At 64.3% G+C, this 20,343-nt stretch carries 26 protein-coding genes; 15 read left to right on the forward strand and 11 right to left on the reverse strand.

Annotated elements, in window-relative coordinates:
- Position 1: 1 nt before the first annotated feature.
- Genes AUR64_RS04350 through AUR64_RS04360 form a run of 3 tightly spaced genes read left to right on the forward strand, consistent with a single transcriptional unit; the run spans position 2 to position 836 of the window.
- Positions 2–262 carry a cytochrome C oxidase subunit IV family protein gene (locus AUR64_RS04350; protein ID WP_058580712.1) on the forward strand — a complete coding sequence of 87 codons (261 nt, stop codon included), beginning with the start codon at positions 2–4 and terminating at the stop codon, positions 260–262.
- 12 nt (positions 263–274) lie between these two features.
- Entirely contained in the window at positions 275–562 is a 288-nt protein-coding gene (locus tag AUR64_RS04355) for a hypothetical protein (RefSeq protein WP_058580713.1), read from the forward strand.
- Between the two features lie 58 nt (positions 563–620).
- Positions 621–836, forward strand: a complete 216-nt coding sequence (locus AUR64_RS04360; protein ID WP_058580714.1) for a hypothetical protein — start codon at positions 621–623, stop codon at positions 834–836.
- A gap of 29 nt (positions 837–865) precedes the next feature.
- Here AUR64_RS04360 and AUR64_RS04365 read toward each other — a convergent pair whose 3' ends face one another.
- From AUR64_RS04365 to mutS, 6 genes are all read right to left on the reverse strand, one after another.
- Entirely contained in the window at positions 866–1,183 is a 318-nt protein-coding gene (locus AUR64_RS04365; RefSeq protein WP_058580715.1) for a DUF7410 domain-containing protein, read from the reverse strand.
- A gap of 2 nt (positions 1,184–1,185) precedes the next feature.
- Positions 1,186–2,613: a hypothetical protein gene (locus AUR64_RS04370; protein ID WP_155120514.1), complete on the reverse strand. Its 1,428-nt coding sequence runs from the start codon at positions 2,611–2,613 to the stop codon at positions 1,186–1,188.
- Positions 2,614–2,650: 37 nt separating this feature from the next.
- Positions 2,651–3,343, reverse strand: a complete 693-nt coding sequence (locus AUR64_RS04375) for a DUF7546 family protein (RefSeq protein WP_058580716.1) — start codon at positions 3,341–3,343, stop codon at positions 2,651–2,653.
- A 10-nt stretch (positions 3,344–3,353) separates the two neighbouring features.
- Positions 3,354–3,809: a hypothetical protein gene (locus AUR64_RS04380; RefSeq protein ID WP_058580717.1), complete on the reverse strand. Its 456-nt coding sequence runs from the start codon at positions 3,807–3,809 to the stop codon at positions 3,354–3,356.
- Between the two features lie 176 nt (positions 3,810–3,985).
- Complete coding sequence (locus AUR64_RS04385; protein ID WP_058580718.1) at positions 3,986–4,390, reverse strand: NUDIX hydrolase; 405 nt, start codon at positions 4,388–4,390, stop codon at positions 3,986–3,988.
- Positions 4,387–7,101 carry a DNA mismatch repair protein MutS gene (gene mutS, locus AUR64_RS04390; RefSeq protein WP_058580719.1) on the reverse strand — a complete coding sequence of 905 codons (2,715 nt, stop codon included), beginning with the start codon at positions 7,099–7,101 and terminating at the stop codon, positions 4,387–4,389. Before mutS ends, AUR64_RS04385 begins: the two co-directional genes overlap by 4 nt.
- Before the next feature lie 249 nt (positions 7,102–7,350).
- Here mutS and AUR64_RS04395 point away from each other — a divergent pair, with 249 nt between their 5' ends.
- Both AUR64_RS04395 and AUR64_RS04400 read left to right on the forward strand, forming a co-directional pair.
- Positions 7,351–7,809, forward strand: coding sequence for a DUF6789 family protein (locus AUR64_RS04395; protein WP_058580720.1), 459 nt, complete (start codon positions 7,351–7,353; stop codon positions 7,807–7,809).
- Positions 7,810–7,925: 116 nt separating this feature from the next.
- Positions 7,926–9,674: a cbb3-type cytochrome c oxidase subunit I gene (locus AUR64_RS04400; RefSeq protein WP_058580721.1), complete on the forward strand. Its 1,749-nt coding sequence runs from the start codon at positions 7,926–7,928 to the stop codon at positions 9,672–9,674.
- 75 nt (positions 9,675–9,749) lie between these two features.
- On the opposite strand, the gene AUR64_RS04405 is transcribed toward AUR64_RS04400, so the two are convergent.
- Entirely contained in the window at positions 9,750–10,382 is a 633-nt protein-coding gene (locus AUR64_RS04405) for a DsbA family oxidoreductase (protein WP_058580722.1), read from the reverse strand.
- 126 nt (positions 10,383–10,508) lie between these two features.
- On the opposite strand from AUR64_RS04405, the gene AUR64_RS04410 reads away from it, so the two are divergent.
- The 3 genes from AUR64_RS04410 to AUR64_RS04420 all read left to right on the forward strand — a co-directional run bounded on the left by AUR64_RS04410 (position 10,509) and on the right by AUR64_RS04420 (position 12,330).
- Positions 10,509–11,651, forward strand: a complete 1,143-nt coding sequence (locus AUR64_RS04410; RefSeq protein ID WP_071391202.1) for a YihY/virulence factor BrkB family protein — start codon at positions 10,509–10,511, stop codon at positions 11,649–11,651.
- A gap of 210 nt (positions 11,652–11,861) precedes the next feature.
- Positions 11,862–12,113 (forward strand): hypothetical protein, encoded by a 252-nt coding sequence (locus AUR64_RS04415; RefSeq protein WP_058580860.1) that lies wholly within the window; start codon positions 11,862–11,864, stop codon positions 12,111–12,113.
- A gap of 10 nt (positions 12,114–12,123) precedes the next feature.
- A complete protein-coding gene (locus AUR64_RS04420; RefSeq protein ID WP_058580723.1) occupies positions 12,124–12,330 on the forward strand; it encodes a DUF1328 family protein in 207 nt (68 codons plus the stop codon).
- A 64-nt stretch (positions 12,331–12,394) separates the two neighbouring features.
- Here AUR64_RS04420 and AUR64_RS04425 read toward each other — a convergent pair whose 3' ends face one another.
- Positions 12,395–12,832 carry a PaaI family thioesterase gene (locus tag AUR64_RS04425; protein WP_058580724.1) on the reverse strand — a complete coding sequence of 146 codons (438 nt, stop codon included), beginning with the start codon at positions 12,830–12,832 and terminating at the stop codon, positions 12,395–12,397.
- Positions 12,833–12,923: 91 nt separating this feature from the next.
- Positions 12,924–13,577: an MBL fold metallo-hydrolase gene (locus AUR64_RS04430; RefSeq protein ID WP_058580725.1), complete on the reverse strand. Its 654-nt coding sequence runs from the start codon at positions 13,575–13,577 to the stop codon at positions 12,924–12,926.
- Between the two features lie 102 nt (positions 13,578–13,679).
- On the opposite strand from AUR64_RS04430, the gene AUR64_RS04435 reads away from it, so the two are divergent.
- Positions 13,680–13,817 carry a hypothetical protein gene (locus AUR64_RS04435; protein ID WP_155120516.1) on the forward strand — a complete coding sequence of 46 codons (138 nt, stop codon included), beginning with the start codon at positions 13,680–13,682 and terminating at the stop codon, positions 13,815–13,817.
- A 34-nt stretch (positions 13,818–13,851) separates the two neighbouring features.
- Positions 13,852–14,781, forward strand: coding sequence for a calcium/sodium antiporter (locus AUR64_RS04440; protein WP_071391203.1), 930 nt, complete (start codon positions 13,852–13,854; stop codon positions 14,779–14,781).
- A gap of 361 nt (positions 14,782–15,142) precedes the next feature.
- Here the strand turns inward: AUR64_RS04440 and ubaA are convergent, their stop codons facing one another.
- On the reverse strand, positions 15,143–15,958 hold the full coding sequence (gene ubaA / locus AUR64_RS04445) for an SAMP-activating enzyme E1 (RefSeq protein ID WP_058580728.1): 816 nt from the start codon (positions 15,956–15,958) through the stop codon (positions 15,143–15,145).
- 144 nt (positions 15,959–16,102) lie between these two features.
- On the opposite strand from ubaA, the gene AUR64_RS04450 reads away from it, so the two are divergent.
- The 4 genes from AUR64_RS04450 (at position 16,103) to AUR64_RS04465 (ending at position 18,516) form a co-directional block, all read left to right on the forward strand.
- Positions 16,103–16,552 (forward strand): DoxX family protein, encoded by a 450-nt coding sequence (locus AUR64_RS04450; RefSeq protein ID WP_240479577.1) that lies wholly within the window; start codon positions 16,103–16,105, stop codon positions 16,550–16,552.
- An 86-nt stretch (positions 16,553–16,638) separates the two neighbouring features.
- A complete protein-coding gene (locus tag AUR64_RS04455; RefSeq protein ID WP_058580729.1) occupies positions 16,639–17,496 on the forward strand; it encodes a CPBP family intramembrane glutamic endopeptidase in 858 nt (285 codons plus the stop codon).
- 235 nt (positions 17,497–17,731) lie between these two features.
- On the forward strand, positions 17,732–18,199 hold the full coding sequence (locus AUR64_RS04460; RefSeq protein WP_071391204.1) for a DoxX family protein: 468 nt from the start codon (positions 17,732–17,734) through the stop codon (positions 18,197–18,199).
- 149 nt (positions 18,200–18,348) lie between these two features.
- Complete coding sequence (locus AUR64_RS04465) at positions 18,349–18,516, forward strand: hypothetical protein (RefSeq protein ID WP_155120518.1); 168 nt, start codon at positions 18,349–18,351, stop codon at positions 18,514–18,516.
- Positions 18,517–18,614: 98 nt separating this feature from the next.
- Here AUR64_RS04465 and AUR64_RS04470 read toward each other — a convergent pair whose 3' ends face one another.
- Positions 18,615–19,205, reverse strand: a complete 591-nt coding sequence (locus AUR64_RS04470; RefSeq protein WP_058580731.1) for a 50S ribosomal protein L15e — start codon at positions 19,203–19,205, stop codon at positions 18,615–18,617.
- A 287-nt stretch (positions 19,206–19,492) separates the two neighbouring features.
- Between AUR64_RS04470 and AUR64_RS04475 the strand changes: the two genes are divergently transcribed.
- Positions 19,493–20,332, forward strand: coding sequence for an alpha/beta hydrolase (locus AUR64_RS04475; RefSeq protein WP_058580732.1), 840 nt, complete (start codon positions 19,493–19,495; stop codon positions 20,330–20,332).
- The last annotated feature ends 11 nt before the right edge of the window (positions 20,333–20,343 follow it).

The raw sequence follows: 20,343 nt of genomic DNA on the forward strand, positions 1-20,343 counted from the left end.
AATGGTTTCGACAAAACTGTACACGGCGATTTACGTGGTGTTGTTCGTCTCGGCGACGATTCAGGTACTCGTGGAGTTCGCGGGTCTCGCGTACTGGACGGCGTTTGCGGTCATCATCGTGCTCTCGGCGGTGAAGGCTATCCTTGTCGCGGCGTACTTCCAGCATCTGCGCTTCGAACCGCGCTCGCTCACCTATCTCGTCGTCACCGGCTTGCTCGCGGCGTTGGCGCTGACGCTGGCGGCGTCGTACTCGATTCTCTGAGAGGGTGAGACGATGGCGAATCACTCGAACGAAACGTTGGCTTCCGAGTCCGCCGAGGCTGCCGAATCCGCCCGGTCCACCGAATCGGCGGCGTCCGACGACCCCACTGGCTCCACCCGAACACTGGTCGCCTACGCGCTTCTGTTCTCGGTTCCGGTCGGTGTCGGCGTCGCCGTCGGCGTCTCGCGGGCGGCGGGCGAGGGCTTTCTCGACCCGGTAGTCGCGCTTCCGGGTGTCGTCGCGGCCGTCGGCGTGTTTCTGTTCGTTCTCGCCATCGGCTACGGTGGTAGTCCGGAGTAGCGACGAGGTAGAGGTGACCGACCGACGGTTGAAGTAGGGTGTCGTGGTACCAATACACATGAGTCTCTCGGAGAGTCCGCTCCCGTACGTCGTCTCGCTCGCCGGCGTCGTCATCGGCTTAGCCGTGCTTCTCGTCGGCGAAGCGCTGGGGGCCATCGATGCGCTCGTCGTCGGCGGTGGCGTCGTCGTCCTCGTCGGCGTCGGCGTACTCACCGCCGCAGTGGCGATGCACCCGACACCGGAGGAGATGACCGAAGAGACACACTCCCCGTAGAAGTCGACACCCCGGTGACGGACCGCCGACTACCCGGCGAGACTGAACGCCACGATAGCGAGCACGATGAACCCCGCGTAGACGGCCCCGAGCGCGGCGAACACCTTCAAGTGGAAGACGAACAGGTCTTCGGCTTCGGCTTCCAGCGCGGCGTCGTACTGCGCTCGAAACGACGCGTCGCCCGAACCCTTCGAGCCGTCCCGTGGCCCCTCGCGCTCCGAGTGGACCTCGCCGACGTGGAGCGTCCACTGGCGCTCGCGTCTGAACGGTCGCTCGCAGTACGGACAGACGGCCGCCGGAGTCTCTCCCGGCGGGACGGACGTCTCGGGAACGATTTCGTTGGACATGGTCACGTGAGCGGGGCGGCGAACGGTTGGGCGACTATCCAGAGGCTACTCGTCGTATAGCAGATAGCGACGACGACAAGCGGGTACTGGCTCCGAATCGGCTGCAGTCGGCCCGGAAACAGCCCGAAAGCGCGCGCGTGTGCTACCCAGACTGCGAGTAGATGCCCGGCGACGACGAACACGAGTTGGAGCGTTCCGAACCACGCCGGAAGCACCAGCGTCGGCAACTCGTACGGCGGCGCAAGCGGGTCGAACCCGACGACGACGAGCGTCGGTGCGAGGCCGAGAAAGAAGCCGAGGAAGTGCGCGAGATGGTAGCCCGCGGCGATGGGCAGTAGCGACGGCGCGAACCAGCGGCCGATGAATCCGGGCGTGACGTACGTCTCGGCGGTTCGTCGAGCGAGACGAGCGGACAGACGATACGCCCCGAAGAGGAGTGCGAAGCCGACGAACACCGTGATGAGATGGACGAGAAGCGGCGGGACACCGACACGACTTGCGGCCCGGACGACGTCGTTCCACGGGGCCGTGGAGACGAGGCCGTCGTAGGTCGTCACCCACAGGAGCGCGACGACGAACGCCACGTCGTCCTCGGTCATCGGCGTTGGCTGTCGTGCGAGCGCCGCCCCCGGAAACGAGAGTCCGTATCCGTCGGCGGTCCGTTGTACGGGTGCGAGTCGCCCGTAGAGGTGGAAGACGCGACTGACGGGGTCGACGCGCGCAAACCACGCGTCGCCGTAGACGGCCGCTCCGGCGATAGTGACGACCGAGTAGCCGACGACGACCGTCGCTAGCCATCGCGGGTTCTCCGAGACGGGGCTGACGACTTCGAGCCACACTAGAAACAGGAGTCCGACGACACTCACCCACCTGCCGAGTCGCGCCGGAAGCGGGCGACGACCCACGGAAAGCGACGTCGACAGCGTCCGCCACGGGTTGACGACGGGCCACGAGTTTACGACGAGATACGTCGATATCGTGTACCCCGGCCACCACCCGACCCAGACGACGAGCACTGCGAGGTTTCGCAACGGTTCGGCGGGGCCGACGAACCCCATCACGACGACGCCGACGAGCGCCGCCACGGATAGCCAGCGGACGGCCGGAAGCACGACGGCCCGAGCGTCCGCTATCGACGGGACGCGGATACGGCGCCCGTTGAGCGACCGAATCGCCTCGTGGTCGGTCACGAGCGTCGTGAACAGAAACGAGACGCCGACGACGCCGCCGCCGGAGACGACCACCAACCAGAGCGGAACCGAAACCGGCCGAAGCGACCCGCTGAGCGACCCCGCGTGAGCGAGCGCCGACTCCGAACACGTCGCAACGACAGCGATGACGACGATGGCGACGGTTCTAGCCGCACTGACGACGGGGCAAACTGTCGGTCGGGCTTTCGGCGTCTCCGGTGTCTCCGTCCGAGTGTTCATCGGTGGTCTCTCTTCGGCTTCTTTCGGGTCGTCGAACTCACGACCGGTGAGTCGTCGGACGTCGCAACCGCGGTCGGACCGCCAGAAGCGCCACTGCGCCGACGAAGACGAGTGTCGAGATGTCGATAGAGAGCGTTTCGAGCGCGACGACGCCCGTTCCGCCGACGGCCCCCGCGGCGAGCGACCCGGCGATGGGGAAGCTACAGCCGATACAACTGGCGAGACCGAGAACGCCCGACAGCACCGCCGCGGCGGCGTCGACGAGCGTCGCGTAGACAAGATACGACAGCGCGAGGTAGCCCAGAACGCGATACGGGACGAAGTTGACCGTCACGAGCGACCCGGCGTAGCCGACGCGTGGCCCCCACCCGGGCGCAGCCATCGTGAACTGGAAGCCGTGGACGTGGCTGTGTGTGTGCGCACCGAGTTCGAGTCCTACCAACCCGGCGAGTGCGGCTAGCGCCAGAAAGTACAGCACCGCGACCGTCGCAGCCACGAGTCGTACGTGGCGGGTCGCGGACGCGGGCGTCGTCCGGAGGACGGCAACAGCACCGACGTTTATCCAGACGAACGGGTAGAGCACGTACCGAGGGTTCGTCACCGTCGCGTCCGTGAGCGCGAAGTAGCCAACGAGCGCCAGCACCTCGAATGCGACGAGCGCCAACAGTAAGCGTAGTTCGGCCGACAGACGGCGATAGGGGCCGACGACCGAAGCCGTCCAGTAGCTCATAGTTCGACCCTCAGACGAGGCCCAGCAGTTTGACGACGACGGCGGTGATGAGCAACAGTCCGAGCGCCCACGAGCCGATAGCCGCTGCCTGTGCGCGATTCAGTCCGCGTCCGCGTGCGGAGACGAAACTACCGTAGAACAGATACAGCGCGAGGCCGAGGACGAACCCTCCGGCGAGAACGGTTCCGGCGGTTTGTGTGGCCCACTCCGGCGTGGTCGTTCCGCTGACGAAAACGACCGTCGCCCCGCCGACGGCGACCACCGCGAGTAGGAAGACGACGGCCCACGCGGTGGGACTGTCGGCCGTCCGCGAAACCACTGACCGTTTTTCGGTTCGGGCGACGTTCGAGACGCTTCCCCCGCCGGCGACCGCGTACTGCCGCCACTCGTGTCTGGAGATGTACGCGACGGTCGCAACGAGTACTATCCCGAACAGCACGCTGAGGAGGACAGCCGATTGTGCCATGTGAACATTCCTCTCTATTTCGTTGGTACTCGGTAGTCGGGCAAAAGTGTTCCTTCGGAACGAAGTTGGCCGTCAGTACGACGAGGCCGACGGCGCAGTCGCTGCCGCTCTTTCGGCAGCAGGAGACAGTCGGGGTCGGTTGTATTCGAGTAAGCGAAGGAGGCCGAGTAGGCGGATTACTGCTCGTGAATCTCCCACGCGCAGACGACGGCCTCCGTCTGGGTCTCGCTCAGTCGTTCCGTAGCCGTCTCGCGGACGACCCACTCGTACTCGGTGTGTTCGGCACTGAGCGACACCGTCTTCCCATCGACGGTGCAGTAGTAGTAGACCGCAAAGCGGCCGCGGCCGGCGTCGTTGAGCCACGCGTGGGTGTGAACTGGCTCTTCGACGTCCGGGTCCAGATTCGTCTCCTCCTCGATTTCGCGTTGCAACCCCTCGACGACGGGTTCGCCGCTCCCGAGGCGACCACCTGGGAGTTCCCACCCGTCGTCGCTCGCGCGTCGAACCACGAGCACCTCGCTGTCGGGGCCGAACAACACGCCGCGCAGGCTCACCGTCGCCCGCAGTGGTTCTTCGGTCATCTCTCCTTGTCTAAGTGTGCTTGCCACTCTTGTACCTTCGCCATAAGTTCAATCGGCGAGAGTTCGTCGAGGTTCGTCTCCGACAGTGCGTCCAACACCGGTTCGGGGTCGTCGTACTCCGTGAGGAACGCGGAATCAATCGCGCCGTTCGCGGCGGCGTCGACGGCTCTTTCGCTCGTCGCGCCCGTCTCTCCGCCTTCGTCCGTCCCCGCGGAATCGGCGGCCGTGGCGTCGGCGCTTCCGCCGTCGCCGGCGGCGAACTGCCCCGACTGGAGGTCGAAGACGGCTTGGACGGGTTCGCCGCCCCCGCCGCCTTTCGCCTCGATGGCTTTCTCGGTGCGGAGTCTGTCGAGTACGTCCGTCGCACGTGTTACGACCGGGTCGGGGACGCCCGCCAACTCCGCAACGTGGATGCCGTACGACCGGTTCGTCGGCCCGTCGCGGACGGTTCGAAGGAACGTCACGTCGCCGTCCGTCTCGTCGGCGGCGACGTGGACGTTCTCGACTCTGTCGAGGTGGTCGGCCAGTCCCGTGAGTTCGTGGTAGTGTGTCGCAAACAGCGTCTTCGCGCGCACCTCGTTGTGCAGATACTCCGTTGCCGCCCACGCGATAGAGATGCCGTCGTACGTCGCGGTCCCCCTTCCCACCTCGTCGAGGATGACGAGCGAATCCTCCGTCGCGGAGTGGAGGATGTTACTCAGCTCTTGCATCTCCACCATGAACGTCGAGCGACCCTGCGCGAGTTCGTCGAGCGCACCGACGCGGGTGTAGATGCCGTCGACCAACCCCACTGTCGCCGACCGAGCGGGGACGAAACTCCCCACTTGCGCCAGCAGCGTGATGAGCGCCGACTGTCGCATGTACGTCGACTTGCCGCTCATGTTCGGGCCGGTGACGATGAGAAACGCCCGTTCGCGGTCCAGATACAGGTCGTTCGGTACGAAGTCCGTCGTCGTCTCGACGACCGGGTGCCGCCCCGCTTCGATTCGCAGTGGACCGGCCGCCGTCAGTTCGGGACGAACCCAATCGTTGCCGGCGGCGTGCGTCGCGAGCGAGGCGAGCGCGTCGATTTCGGCGACAGTGCGGCCCACGTCCTGCAGCAGCGCCGCGTGGTCGGCGACCCTCCTTCGTAGTTCTTTGAACAGTTCGTACTCCAACTCGCCGCGAACCTCTTCGAGGCGGAGGATGTCGCGCTCTCGTTCTTCGAGTTCGTCGGTGACGTATCGCTTCGAGTTCTTCAGCGTCTTTATCTCGCGGTACTCGTCGGGGACGCCGTCGGTCTGGGATTTCCCGACTTGGATGTAGTAGCCGTCTGTTTTGTTGCGCGACACCGAGAGGTGGTGGAGTCCGTGCCGCGATTTCTCGCGCTCGGCGAGGCCGTCAATCCAGCGGTTGGCCTCCTCGTGACGCTCGATGAGTTCGTCGAGTTCGTCGTCGTAGCCGCGGCAGATGAGGCCGCCCTGCGTCAGCGTCTTCGGTGGCTCCTCCGCCAGCGCGCCGTCCAACTCGTCGTGCAGCGCCGCGGCGGCGTCGTGGTCCGGACGGGCGACGACGTCGGAAAGCGGCGAGTCGGCGAGACGCCCGTCGATTGCTTCCCGCAGTTCGGGGAGGACCGCGAGCGTGTCCCGTACCGACAGCAGGTCGTGTGCGCCCGCGCTTCCGGAAGCGGTTCGACTCGTGAGTCGTTCGAGGTCGTACGCGCCGTCGAGGGTGTCGCGGACGCGTTCTCTGTCGAGCGCCGCCGACGCGAGCGCTTCGACGCTGTCGAGTCGGTGTTCGATATCGGGTTGCGAGCGTCGTGGTCGGGTGAGCCACTCCTTCAGGAGGCGGCCGCCCGGACTCGTCACCGTGTGGTCGATGGTGTCCAGAAGCGACCCCGAGCGGTCGCCGTGCATCGTCTCGGTGAGTTCCAGATTCCGTTGGGTGGTCGCGTCGAGTTCGAGGTGGTCGGCGACGCGGTACGCCTGCAAGCGCGTCATCGACTGGGCGACGCCGACGCCCGTCTCCTCGACGTACGACAGCGCCGCGCCCGCGGCGCGAATCGCTCGCTCGCCGTTTAGGCCGACGCTGTCGAGCGCCTCGCGGCCGAACTGCTCGCGGAGGGCGTGTTTCGCGCGCCCCGGTGCGAAACTGTCGGCGTCGTGCAAGGAAAGCGAGGCGTCGCTCGACTCGCGGAGGCGGTTCAGAAACTCGTCGTCGTTGCGAATCTCGGGGCCGGGCAGAATTTCGACCGGACCGAAGCGGTACAGTTCGGCGTGGGCGTCGGCCTCCGTCTCCGTGTCGGTGACGAGAAACTTGCCAGTCGTGGCGTCGGCGAAGGCGAGGCCGTAGCCGTCGTCGCCGCGGACGACGGCGGCGATGTATCGGGCGTCGGCGTCCGTCGTCTCCAACAGCGTCCCCGGCGTGACGACGCGCGTGATTTTTCGCGCGTGGCCGTTGTCGGTCTCGTACTGGTCGGCGACGGCGACGCGGTAGCCACGTTCGACGAGCGCCTTCAGATACGGCGTGAGGTCGTTCAGCGGCACGCCCGCCATCGGATACGACGACCCGTGTGAGGACTTCTGTGAGACTTTCAAATCCAGTTTCTCGCCGACGAACTCCGCGTCGTCGGCGAAGAACTCGTAGAAATCGCCGCACTGCATCGCCAACAGGTCGGCGTCCGTCTGTTCTTTGAGAGAGAGGAACTCCCCGACGATTCCCTGTGCGGTCATACGTTTTCTCGGGAAGTGCGCGGCTAAAACACTGCGGGTTCGTCGAGTCGCGGACTCGAAAAGTCGCGGAGTGCCGGCCGAACCCCTACCCTCGACCTGGCACCGCGACACCGAAAGGTGTGTTCGGGAGTTGTTTTGTCTTTTTGTCTCCGAGTCGTGTCACCGAGACGACTGTCTTCTCGAGACGACGGACTCTCGGGTGTTCGACGGGCGAGGCTTTTAACCGAGTGTCACGAACTACCGTCCATCATGAACCGTCCACTCAGCGCCATCGCCGGTGGTGTCACGGGCATCGCCGTGATGTCGTTGCTGTTGCTGTTTCTGGAGGTAGAGACTCGTTCGAACCTCGCCATCTTCGAGGCCGTCGCTCGCTTCGCCGGCATGCCCGGCAACGTGACTCTCGGCTTCATCCTGTTCCTCCTCGCGGGTGTGTTCGCGTGGCCGCTGGCGTTCATGGCGCTCGAACAGTACATTCCCGGGGGCCCCGACCCGGCGACGCGTGGGATGGTACTCGCCGTCGCGCTTTGGGTCGTGTTCGTGCTCACCGGTCGCGGTGACCTCTCGGGTGGCCTGCTCGCCATCTACGTCATCTTCACGCTGTTAGCACACCTCTGCTACGGCTTCCTGCTCGGGGCGGTGTACGGTCGTCTGACGAGCGAGGGGCCGTTGGAGACCGAGCGATACGACCCGACCGACGTTTCGCAGTGAGTGCAACCCGACCTCCCGAAGAGGACTGAATTCGGCCGAATTCTGCGAACGCCACCGCATCTATATCTGCGTACAATCCTAAGTTGAGGCCGTGGTCCTCGACCGTGTCGAAGGACATGATTAGTGTGTTTACAGAGATACCTGGCTTGCTCGTCGCCACTTGGGTGCTACTCGGGTTGGCGATATACGCAGGCTACAAACAGAACTGGCAGTTGCGGAGCGTCGCCGCCGACGGTGGGTACCTCTCGGGACTGGGCTTCGAGTCGGAGAAACCGACGGGGCTGTTCCGGTGGCTGACCACCGTTGACCACAAAGACATCGGTATCCTCTACATCGTCTTCGCGTCCGGGGCCGCGCTATGGGGTGCCACCGACGCGATGATGATTCGGACGGAACTGTTCACCGCCGGGACCGACGTTTGGAGCGCGGAGACGTACAACGCGCTCTTTACGACCCACGGGTTCACGATGCTGTTCTTCTTCGTGACGCCCGCGTTCACCGGCCTCGCGAACTACTTTATCCCGCTTCTCGTCGGTGCCGACGACATGTCGTTCCCGCGCATCAACGCCATCGCCTTCTGGCTGCTCCCGCCGGCGTTCTTCATGGTCCGCGCGGGCCTCATCACGGAGGTGATGGGCAAGATGCTCGCCGCCGTCGGCATCCGCTGGGAACTGTTGTTCTCGCTGCGCCCGCCGACGACGGGGTGGACGCTCTACGCGCCGCGGTCGATTCTCATCACCAACCCGCAGGTCGACCTCGTGCTTCTCGGCCTGCATCTGAGCGGGCTGGCGACCATCATGGCGTCTATCAACATCATCGTCACGCTGTTCACCGAACGCGACGAGGGCGTCACCTGGGGCAACCTCGACATCTTCTCGTGGACGATGCTCACGACCAGCGGTATCGTTCTCTTCGCGTTCCCAGTGCTCGGCAGTTCACTCTTGATGCTCATCACCGACCGTAACTTCGGGACGACGTTCTTCGCCGTCGAAGGCGGTGGTCCCATCCTCTGGCAGCACCTCTTTTGGTTCTTCGGCCATCCGGAGGTGTACATCCTCTTCTTACCGGCGGCGGGGCTGGTGAGTCTCATCCTTCCGAAGTTCGCCGGACGAAAGCTGTTCGGCTTCAAGTTCATCGTCTACTCGACGCTCGCCATCGGCGTGCTCTCGTTCGGCGTCTGGGCACACCACATGTTCACCACGGGTATCGACCCCCGTCTCCGTGCCTCGTTCATGGCGGTGACGCTCGCTATCGCCATTCCGAGTGCGGTCAAGACGTTCAACTGGATGGCGACGCTGTGGGGCGGTAGCCTCCGACTCACCGCGCCGCTCATCTTCTGTATCGGCGGCATCATGACGTTCATCATCGGCGGCGTGACGGGCGTGTTCCTCGCCTCGATTCCCGTCGACGTCGTCCTTCACGGGACGTACTACGTCGTCGGTCACTTCCACTTCATCGTGATGGGCGTCATCACCTTCGCCGCCTTCGCCGCCAGCTACTACTGGTTCCCGCTCATCACCGGACGGATGTTCAACCGGCGACTCGGTCGCATCCACGGCTACCTCAGCATCGTCGGCGTGTTCGTCACGTTCCTCCCGATGATTCTCATCGGCTACGGCGGCCTGCCGCGCCGGTCGGCGTCGTACCCCGAGGCGTTCGAGATTCTCCAGCAGGTGTCGTCGTTCGGTGCGGTCATCATCGGTGTCGGGACGCTCATCTGGCTGACGAACATGGTGCAGTCGTTCCGCCTCGGCCCCATCGTCACCGACGCCGACGTGTGGAACCTCCGCGAAACGGGGCAGTTTACCCGCGAGTGGCAGTGGTTCGAAAAACAACTGGAAGACCGGACGAAGTTCCGCCGCTGAGGCGGTCGGTCGTTCTCCCCGCAACCGGTCGCTCGTTTCCTGCGTTCTACGGTTCGACTCCTCTGAGTTTTCGTTTCAGGTGCCCTCGACGAGTCGTTCCAACTGCTCCGGCGGGACGGCCCCGCGGGCGGCGTAACCGTCGTAGGCGAACGTCGGAACGCCGCTGACGCCCTGTTGATGGGCTTCGGTGAACTTCTCGCGTAGTTCCGCTCTCAGCGTCTCGTCGTCGAGCGCCGACCGAACCTCGTCGCTGTCGACACCCGCGTCCGCGGCGAGTTCGACGAGCAGTTCCCGGTCGCCGATGTCCTTTCCATCTTTCCAGAGCGCATCGAAGACGGCCTCGTCGAACGTCAGCCACGTCTCGTACGGGTAGTGCTGTTTGACGTAGTACGACGCGACCTGTGCGTCCAGCGAGTCGATGTCGGTGGCGATGTCGACGGTCATCTCCACGTCGTATTTCTCTTGGAGGCGACGGACGTTCTCCTTCGCTTGCTCGTAGTACTCGTCGTCTTTGCCGTCGTCGGCCGACTGGTCGATTTCGCCGTCGGGGCCTCGTTTCTGCGCTCGGAGGTCGAACGGATGCCAGTCGATGGCCAGTTCGTCGTCTCTCGACTGCTGGTACTGTCTCAGCGACTCGCGGCCCAGATAACAGAACGGGCAGACGTAGTCCGAGAAGACGGTGACCGTCGCCTGCGATTGCTCGCTCATACGCACGAAATTCGACTGCTCGGTGAAAAAGAAACGGCGTCTTGGCACGGCCGGTACACAAGTATTCTCTCGATACTCGTTCGTGTCGGTCCGTAGAACCATAGTCTCGGACCACTTACTGAGAATATGCACCTTCCAGCGGGGGAGACGACCGCCACCGTCAAAGCGACGGTTCAGAAGGTACGAGACGAGAACCTCACGTTTCTGGCCGGCAGCCTCGCGTACAACGCGTTCGTCTCGCTCATCCCGCTGTTGCTGTTGCTGCTTCTCGCTGCGGGCACTATCGGCGACGAGGCGCTGACCCGCCGAATCACGGTGTTGACGAACGAGTATCTCACGCCGAACGCCCAAGAACTCGTCACCGAGGCGGTCACAAACACCAGCGGTCAGACCGGCCTCTCGGTGCTGGGCGTGCTGGTGCTTCTGTGGGGGGCGCTGAAGCTGTTCCGCGGCCTCGACGTCGCCTTTGCTGAGGTGTACAACACGACGGACGAACTCTCGTTTCTCGGTCAACTGCGCCACGGGTTCGTCGCTTTCGTGACGGTGGCCGTCTCGCTTTTCGCCGTGGGTCTGGCCGGCGGCGTGTTCGCGTATCTTCAACTGCCGTTTCTCCACGTTCTCAACCCACTTTTACTCCTTTGCGGCCTCAGTCTCGCGTTCCTACCGATGTACTACGTCTTTCCGAGTGTCGACGTCCGTCTCGCCGAAGCACTGCCGGGGGCCGTCGTCGCCGCCGGGGGATGGGCGCTGCTCGAAATCGGGTTTCAACTGTACGCCGCAAACGCGGGTCAGTACGAAGCGTACGGCGTCATCGGCGGCGTGCTTCTGCTCGTGACGTGGCTCTACTTCAGCGGTCTCGTGTTGCTCGTCGGCGCTGCTGTCAACGCGGTCATCTGGGAGCAACGGTACTCGGCGGAGTTCGCTCCCCCCGACCACGCCGACTCTACTGCGCCCACTGTTTCCACCACGCCCGCCGCCCCCACCAGCTCTTCTGACCGGACAGAACGTACGAGCGAGGTGCGGTCGTCGCACCTTCTCCCCTCCGGAAGCGACGACACGTCGGTCCGTGCGCCGTCGGCCGATGAACCGGAGACCGCTCTCGACGCCGACGACGCTGAGTGGCAGGCCGGGTCCTCGTCGAGTTCTTCGACTGGCAGTCGCCGCGACGAGAACGACGGCGGCGCTCGTTCGTTTCTCCTCGGCGTCGGTGTCGGTATCTGTGGCTGTGTCGCGCTCTCGACGCTGGCGCTCTGGCGACTGGTTCGGTGATTGGCGATTTGTCGGTGGTCGAACGACCGGTCCGACGAGAGGACGCTGTCGATTCTCGGCGACTCCCTCAGCGCTGACCGACGTTCGACCGACTCTCAGGTAAACCGCAACAAACGGTTATCTCCTGAGTGCGCGTCTACCTCTTCGCTGGCGATTCTATCGCTTTGGGAGTTTTGCCCCGAGGAGTCGAAGCAGAGCGGAGTGACCGCTATGGAACAGACGATAACATTCACCGAACGTGACGAAGGAAAGCGCGTCGTAGATGCAACCGGGACCGAGGCGGGACGTGTCGTCGACGTTCGTCACGGGACGGCGTACGTCGACCCCGACCCGAGCGTCTTCGAGACGCTCAAGGCGAAGTTAGGCTGGGAGACAGCCGACGAAGCGTCGGGTGCGTACCCCCTCCAGGCCGCCGAGGTACAGGAAGTAACCGACGACGAAGTGCGACTCACCCGCCTCTGAGGACCCGAACATGACATTCACACTCCCCCAACTGGCGAGCGTCCTCGCACCGCTGCAGTTCAGCGGCGACTTCCTCTACTACGCTGTCGTCTTCTTCGTGTTAGCGATAGTCGCGTACGTCGTCGGTGCGACCGGCGTCGCCGGAATCTCGATGGAGATAGCGAGAATCCTCGTGCTGATATTCGTCGTCGTTGCGATTATCACGCTGATTCTCTGACCTCACGCAATTTTTGATTTTTCGGCTTCTCTCCGGCGTGGTTAGCCGAGTCCGGACGGGCCAGTCACCGGTCGTCGAGTTCGGGCGACCCCGTCCCCCACGCCGTCTCGCCGTCGCCGCCGCCGGTTTTGAACACGCCGCGAGCATCGGCGACGTGCGTCCCTTCGACGTCTCGTATCTCGATGTCGGTGACGGCGACGCTGTTGCCGTTTCTGACGACCTCTGCTTCGGCGACCAAGTCGTCCTGTCCGGGCGCGAGATAATCGATGCGCATGTCGATGGTCGGCGTCGGTGCGTAGTGCAGTGACATGACCGACGCGCCGCCGACAGTGTCCGCGAGTGCGTAGGCGACGCCGCCGTGGGCGATTTTTCGGCCCGGAACCGACGACAGTTCGGACGTCAACTCGACGTGGCCGCTCGCGTAGCCTTCGTCGACGTCGTCGATTTCGATGCCGAGATGTTCGACGAACGGGAGACCGTTCAGAAGCGACTCCAAACTCATTGTCCGACCGTCTCGGTGACGGCGTAAACCCGTGTTGGAACCCGCGACAACCGTCTTAGGGTTTGTACCCTGATTGCATATCGCACGAACGCTACGGTTTTCCGGGGAAGTTCACGAACCGGTCGAGTTTCTTCTGTCCGCCTTCGAGCACCGACGACCCGTGGAAGACGAGCACGGCGTCGAACTCGTACTCCAGCAAGCGTTCGAGGTTCTCTTCGGCCTCGTTGAGGTCGTCGGAGAACACCGCCGGCGGGAGAATCAGGTACCCTTCTGGAAGCCCGCGCTGGTCGGACCCCGACACGGCGTCGCCGGCGACGACGACACCACGCGCCGCATCCACCAGTGCGTGATTGTCCGGTTCGTGGCCCGGGACGTGGACCGCCTCGAACGGACCGAGTTCGTTGCCGTCGCCGTAGCGGGAGACGTCCGACTCCTCGACGCCTTCCACGTCTGCGAGGTCGGTCTGTTCGGGAACGAACACCTCGGGGTCGAAGCGGTCGATAACGGCCGACAGTCCGCCGATGTGGTCGCCGTCGCCGTGAGTGATGACGACGCGTTCGGGGTCGACGCCGAGGTCGTCGAGTCTCGAAAAGAGGCGGTCGGTCGTCGCGGCCAGACCGGTATCGACGAGCGTCGGCGTCGATTCCGAGTCGTCGGAACCGTCGAAGAGATACGCACGCAGTCGGCGGTCTGTCCCCTCCATCACGGTGATGTCGTACACACCCGAGAGCAGTTCGGTGGGCATACGTGACGGTCGGGGGCGACGACGATAACTCACGGGGCGAGTCGGACGGTGGCCGACAGCGCTCGAACCGAGATTTATTCTGAACGCCTCCGTAGTCGAACCGTGCCGAGTGTTGTCGTCGACGCCGCCATCATCGCTGTCAGTATCGTCGCGCTCTGGACCGGTCACCGTCTCTCGCGCCCCGAAGGTGGGGTGCTCGTCGGGTCGGAAGTCGTCCGCTGGCTGAGTTCGATTCTGTGACGGATTTATCCCGTTACCGGCGTATCTATCCGACGTGAACGTCGGTGTGCTCTCTTCGCTCGTGCTGTTCGTCGTCGCGGTCGCCCTGCTGTGGGTGGGTGCCGAGCAGTTCGTCGAGGCTGCCGTCCGCCTCGCGCGGCGCTTCGGCGTCTCCGCGACCGTCGTCGGACTGACCGTCGTCGCCGTCGGAACTTCACTGCCGGAACTCGCGGTCACCGTCGAAGCGTCGCTCGCCGGTCGGTCGGTGCTCGCCGTCGGCAACGTCGTCGGCAGCAATATCTACAACATCGCCGTCGTTCTCGGCATCGTCTCGCTGGTGCGCCTGATTCACATCCCTCAGCGGGTGCTACACCGGGATGTACTCGCTGTCGCGGGTGCGACGGCACTTCTGCTCGTCGTTCTTTTCGACGGTGCGGTCTCCCGTCTCGAAGGCGTGGTGCTGCTCGCGGTGTACGCCGCCTACGTCGTGGTCCTGGTCCGCTACGGGAGCGCCCCCGACCATCAGACACCCGACGCGGACCCGCCGAAACGCTTCGATACGGTTCGTCTGCTCGGCGGTCTCGTCGTGGTCGTCGTCGCCGGGCAGGTGCTCGTCGGCGCTGCCGTCTCGCTTGCCGAGTTCGTCGGCGTCTCCGACTACGTTATCGGTGCAACGGTGGTCGCGTTCGGCACCTCGACGCCGGAACTCGCCGTCTCTATCGTCGCGCTCAACCGCGGGCGCGGTGGCGTCTCCGTCGGCAACGTTCTCGGGAGCAATCTGCTGAACGTGCTCGTCGTTCTCGGCCTCGCGGCGGCGATTCAGCCGCTGTCTGCGAGCGCCGCTGCCTTCGACGGGGCGTTGTGGCTCGCTGGACTGACGGCACTCTTGGCGATTGCACTCTGGTCGGGCCGTCGACTCACCCGCCCGGAAGGCGGGCTATTGGTCGGGTCAGAAGCGGTTCGCTGGTTGCTCGGCTTCGGATAACGCACCGTCACCGGTGACGCGACGAGAACGGTGTGAACGCTCGGAGAGCAGGGACCGAAAGTCCCTGTTGTCAGAGACACCCTCGGTTGACAGAGGCGCGGTTGCCGGCACCGAGACCCCGAGATATCGAGTCCCTGTGGAACACCGTGTGGACGAACTGGTCCGTGTTTCTCCCCCGTGTCCGAGCACGCAAGCGAGCGTCGGCGCCGGCATTCGAGAGTGCCACACAGTAGTGTATATAATTTGCCACCAGTCGACGGGTGTGAATGGCTGCTTCGTGAACAGAAGTCCGAGAGCAGAATGACCCGGTTCTCACGTCGGCTCCGGTGCTCGGACGGACCCGAAGAACAGCGCTGGCCGCTCAGTCCGCCCGCACCGCACATCCGCCGGTGTACTCCACTTCGTCGACGGAGCTGATTGGGTCGTCACCACAGACCGGACAGTCGGGGTTCTGTCGGTACGGAACCGTCTCGAAACTCATCTCCATCGCGTCGTAGAACAGCAACTTGCCGGCGAGCGGTTCGCCCGCGTCGATGAGCAGTTTGACCGCTTCGGTCGCTTGGATACAGCCGAGCGTCCCCGGAAGCACGCCCAGCACGCCCGTCGTCGCGCAGTCGGGGACCGTCCCGGGTTCGGGCGCTTCGGGGAACAGACACCGATAGCAGGGTCCGCCGGGGACGAGCGTCGTCGCCTGTCCCTCGAACTTGTAGATTGCGCCGTGAGCCACCGGAATCTCGGCGAGTCGGCAGGCGTCGTTGACCACGTATCGAGTTTGGAAGTTGTCGGAGGCGTCGACGACCACGTCGTAGTCGGCGACGAGCGATTCGACGTTGTCGGGGCCGACACGCAGGTGGTGCTGTTCGACGGTCACGTCGGGATTGAGGCGGGTAACGAAGTTCGCGGCGCTCTCGACTTTCGGCACGCCCACGTCGGCGTCGGCGTGGATGACCTGTCGTTGGAGGTTCGAGCGTTCGACCACGTCGTTGTCGGCGACGCCGATGGTCCCGACGCCTGCGGCGGCGAGATACTGGATGACCGGCGCACCCAGTCCCCCCGCGCCGACGACCAGCACGCGCCCGTCGAGCAGTTTCTTCTGTCCTTCTGGCCCGACTTCGTCCATGATGATGTGCCGCGAGTAGCGGTCCAACTGTGTCGCGTCGAGAGAGAGGTCGCTCATGTCCGTGCGTAAGCGAAGCGGTGAGATAAACGTCGGGGCGAGGTCGCGCAGGGTCGACGGTGCGGCAACCGACGACCGCCGAACGACTGCGGTCCTTGGTACTCTGTAGCAAATGGTAATGTGGTGGCTTCCGTACCGTACCCCGTGACAGACACGAAATCACAGGTCGAAGAGATGCAATCGGAGACGGAAACGGAGACCGACGTCGCCGACGACGGTGGTCACGGTGTGATACTGAAACTCGCGCGCCTGCTGTTCGGCGTGGCTGTGGGATACGCGACGGTGACGAACTTCAAGGACATGGAAGGCAGTATCGGCTACGCGCAGTCGAAGAACGTCCCGAACGCGGAGACGCTCGTTCCGTTCGCCAGCGGGATGGGCACAGTCGGAAGTCTCGGACTCATCCTCTGGCGTGCACCGGTGCTGTCGGCCGGGGCCGTCTTCGCGTACCTCGTCGGCGTGACCGCGTTCATGCACGACTTCTGGAACATCGACGACGAGATGGAGAGTCAGAACGAACTGTACCACTTCCTGAAAAACGTCGGCCTCATCGGTGGCGCACTCGCGTTCCTGATTCACGCCGGAAAGAAGTAGCCGCTCGCTGGCTTGCCCGGCCGCTGGTCGACCCGCTCGGCCGCTGGCCGGCGTAGCTTTATCCATCGAGCGAACCACTGTCGGCTATGTCGTCCTCCACCGAAACCACCGCTTCCGAGTCGGTGACTGCCTCCTCCTCGCTCGGGTCGTTCGTCCGACGGAGCGCTGCGCTGTTCGCGCTCGGTCTCGTCGGCATCGTCGCTCTCGGCGCGACGGTCGCCGTCCAACTCGACGCGTCACCGCTCCCGCCGGGCATCGACCTGTCGCCCTCGGTTCTCGTCGTGGTGTCTATGATTCAACCCGCGCTGCTCTTGCTCATCGCCGTCGTCGTCGGGACGTACTGCGCACCGCGTGCGGGTTTCCGCTCGCACGTCGACGAGCGTGTCGCGCGCGGCACGCCGGTGTTCTCGAACCTCCGCCCGGAACTCTCGATTGCTGTCGCCGTCGGCCTCGCGGCGGGTGTCGCCATCGTCGGCTTGGACCTCCTCGCCGCACTCGTCGTCCCGGAAGTCGCCCAGTTGCAACGCGCTGGGGGGACGCCCTCGCTCGCAGCCGTTCTCGTGACGGTGCCGATGCGGTTTCTCTACGGTGGCATCGTCGAGGAACTCCTCCTTCGATGGGGTCTCGTTTCGCTTCTCGTCTATCTGGGATGGCGAGTTCTCGGGTCGGGCGTCGGTCCCTCTCGGCGCGTCGTCTGGGCCGGTATCCTCGTCGCCGCCGTCGTCTTCGGCGTCGGCCACCTCCCGGCGCTTCTCAACACCGCCACGTCGCTCGGTATCTCGACGAGTTCGGGTCTCGTCGTCCGGACGATACTGCTCAACGCCGTCGGCGGCGTCGCCTTCGGGTGGCTGTTCTGGCGACGGAGTCTCGAAGCCGCGATGGTCGGCCACGCCGCCTCGCACGTCGTCCTCGTTGGCGCGTCGCTGTTGGCGCTCGTGTTGTAGTCTCCGGTTCGAGAGGTCGCACCTCGCTTCGTGCGACGCTGTTTTCGGCTCGGTGGTTGCGATTCGAGGTTGTGTCTGCGCCCATCGGCGCGCGCCCTCCGTGAGATGACGGCGACTGAGAGCCGACCATCGCTACCCGACGTCCTTTCCGACGAAGCAACGATTATCAGAATTCGGCCCCTGTGTACGACCGAATGAGAGAGTCACTTGACTCGGCGTTCGGAGGTGACGACGCGTGAGCGTCGGTAGCGCAGTCGTACGAGCGGTGTTCGTCCTCGGTCGGACGATATTCGGCGGGTTGCTCGCGTACATGGGCGTGAAGAACCTCCAGAACCTGAGCGGCCGTATCGCCTACGCGGAAGCAAAGGAGATTCCGAATCCCAAGGTGCTGGTCCCGGCGTCGAGCGGCGCGCTCATCGCCGGTGGCGTCGGCATCGCACTCTGGAAGTACCCACGTCTCGCCGCTGCGGGCGTCGCCACGTTCCTCGCCGGCGTCACGCCGACGATGCACGACTTCTGGAACATGGAAGACGAAGACCGGATGAACGAGCGAAACGCGTTCCTGAAGAACGCGGCGCTGTTCGGTGCTGCGCTGGCGCTTCTCGGCAGCGGTAACGGCGCACACCCGAACGCCTCGCCGGCAGTCGAGACGGCCGAAGCCGACGACACGGAAGCCGTCGAGACGGTCGACAAAGTCGAGTAACTGGTCCGGTCTCGGACCCGATTTCTATCGTCCCCGACCCGGTAGCGACGGCTATCGACACCGTCGTGGCGAGGCTCTTGCGCTTCGAAACCGGAACGTCTGCGGGAACTGAGGCGACGTATTTCCCCGTCGGCGCAGTACGAACGGTGGTGAACATCGTGAAAGGAGAGACGTTCCCTATCCAGTGTCCTATCTGTCGCAACGACGTAACCGACCTCGCCCACCACCTGTCGGCGTTTCACTCGAAGGAGGAACTCGCCGAGCGGGTCGCCACAGCATACAAGGAGCGACTGGGCGAAGAGGGCGTTCTCGGCTGACCGGAGACAGTCCCCTGTTTGCGAGCTATCGAGAGCGCGGAGCAGTCGCTCGTCGGTGAGAATAAACGGAGAGAATCGAAGCGACAGCAGAGACGCGGTTACTTGCCGCGGCCTTTGCCGCCGGTGACGCTCGGGCGGTTGTGCTCGGTGCCTTTGCCGCGGTTGTTGAGGCCGCGGTTCTTCTTGCCCTCGTTGGAGAGGCCACGGAAGGCGCGGCCTTTGTGCTTGTCCGAGCAGATCCAGTTGAGGTCGTCGTCGTTCTCGATTGCCGGGTGGTTCGGGTCGACCAGAATCATCTCGAACCACTTCTGGGAGCCGTCTTCGCCGACCCAGTAGGAGTTGAGCAGGCGGAGGTTCACGTACTTCCGGGAGGCGCGTTCCTCGGCGATGCGCTGGATGCTCTTGCGGCGACCGATGCGGTTGACACCCTGGCGCTTCGAGCGGCGACCCGCCTTGTGGCGGCGCTTGCGGGCATTACCTTTGCGGACCGAGACGCGCACGACGACGATACCCTGTTTGGCCTTGTAGCCGAGTTCGCGGGCTTTGTCGAGGCGCGTCGGGCGCTCGATGCGTTCGATTGCGCCCTGTCGGCGCCAGTCCTGTTTTCGCTGCCACTGGAGTTCGGCGAGTTTACCGTCGCCGGGGGTCTTCCAGGCGTCCTTGATGTGGGAGTAGAAGCTTTTTGCCATGTTAATCACCACGGGCGCTTGCGATTCAGCCGAGAGGCGCGACACCTCGGAAGCCACATTTCGTCCCGTCCGCCGGGAGGCGGGGTCGGGTGCCCGCTGGCGGCCCGTCGTCCAGCGAGTTATCCCTACTTTCCGTCATCGGCGTTTAAGAACTTCGAATCCGAATCCGAGCCATTCGCGTGCGGGTGAGTCACACGTTCTCGGTGGCGTTTCCGACACGTCGCGACTCCGCGCACAGTTCTCGCCGCATCGACACTCGTTAGGTCGTCTCCGCTGAACCCGAACCCATGAGCGCCGACCCAGAGTGGCACCCCTACGACCTGACCGACGACCACACCGTCGTCGGCGACGTGCTCGTCTCCGAGGAACTCGACCCCGACTCGCCGAAACTGCCGTCACGACGGATTCTGGTGTATCTCCCGCCGTCGTACCGCGAGGGCGACGACTTCAACGAGACCGACGGCGACGACGCCTACCCGGTGCTCTACATGCACGACGGACAGAACCTCTTCGACGAACGCACGAGCAACGCCGGCGAGTGGCGCGTCGACGAGACGATGCAGGCGCTCGCCGAGGAGGCACTCGAAGCAATCGTCGTCGCAGTTCCCCACGGTCTCGACAATCGCCACAACGAGTACACACCGCACCCGAGCGAGGAGTTCGGCGGCGGCGACGCCGACGCGTATCTCGACTTTCTCGCCTCGGAACTCAAGCCAGTACTCGACGACGAGTTCCGCACCCGGACCGACCGCGACGCGACCGGTCTGATGGGGTCGTCGCTCGGCGGCCTCGTCAGTCTCTACGGCTACTTCGAGTATCCCGAAATGTTCGGCTTCGCAGGCGTGATGAGTCCAGCGTTCTGGTGGAACCGTGAGATATTCGACTACGTGGAGTCGCAGTCACACGTCTCGGGAAAACTGTACGTCGACGTCGGCGGCAACGAGCGACCCGACGACCCCGAACGCACGAGAGAGTACGTCGAAGATGCCGAACGGATGGTCGAACTCCTCAGAAGCAAGGGATACGACGAGGACGAACTCCGCTTCGTCGTCGACGACGAGGCGATTCACCACGAGGACGCGTGGGCCGACAGGCTACCCGACGCAGTTCGGTTCCTGCTCGGATAACCGCTCTCGCT

It is taken from the genome of Haloprofundus marisrubri (assembly GCF_001469955.1).
In the GTDB taxonomy this organism is placed as follows: Archaea; Halobacteriota; Halobacteria; order Halobacteriales; family Haloferacaceae; genus Haloprofundus; species Haloprofundus marisrubri.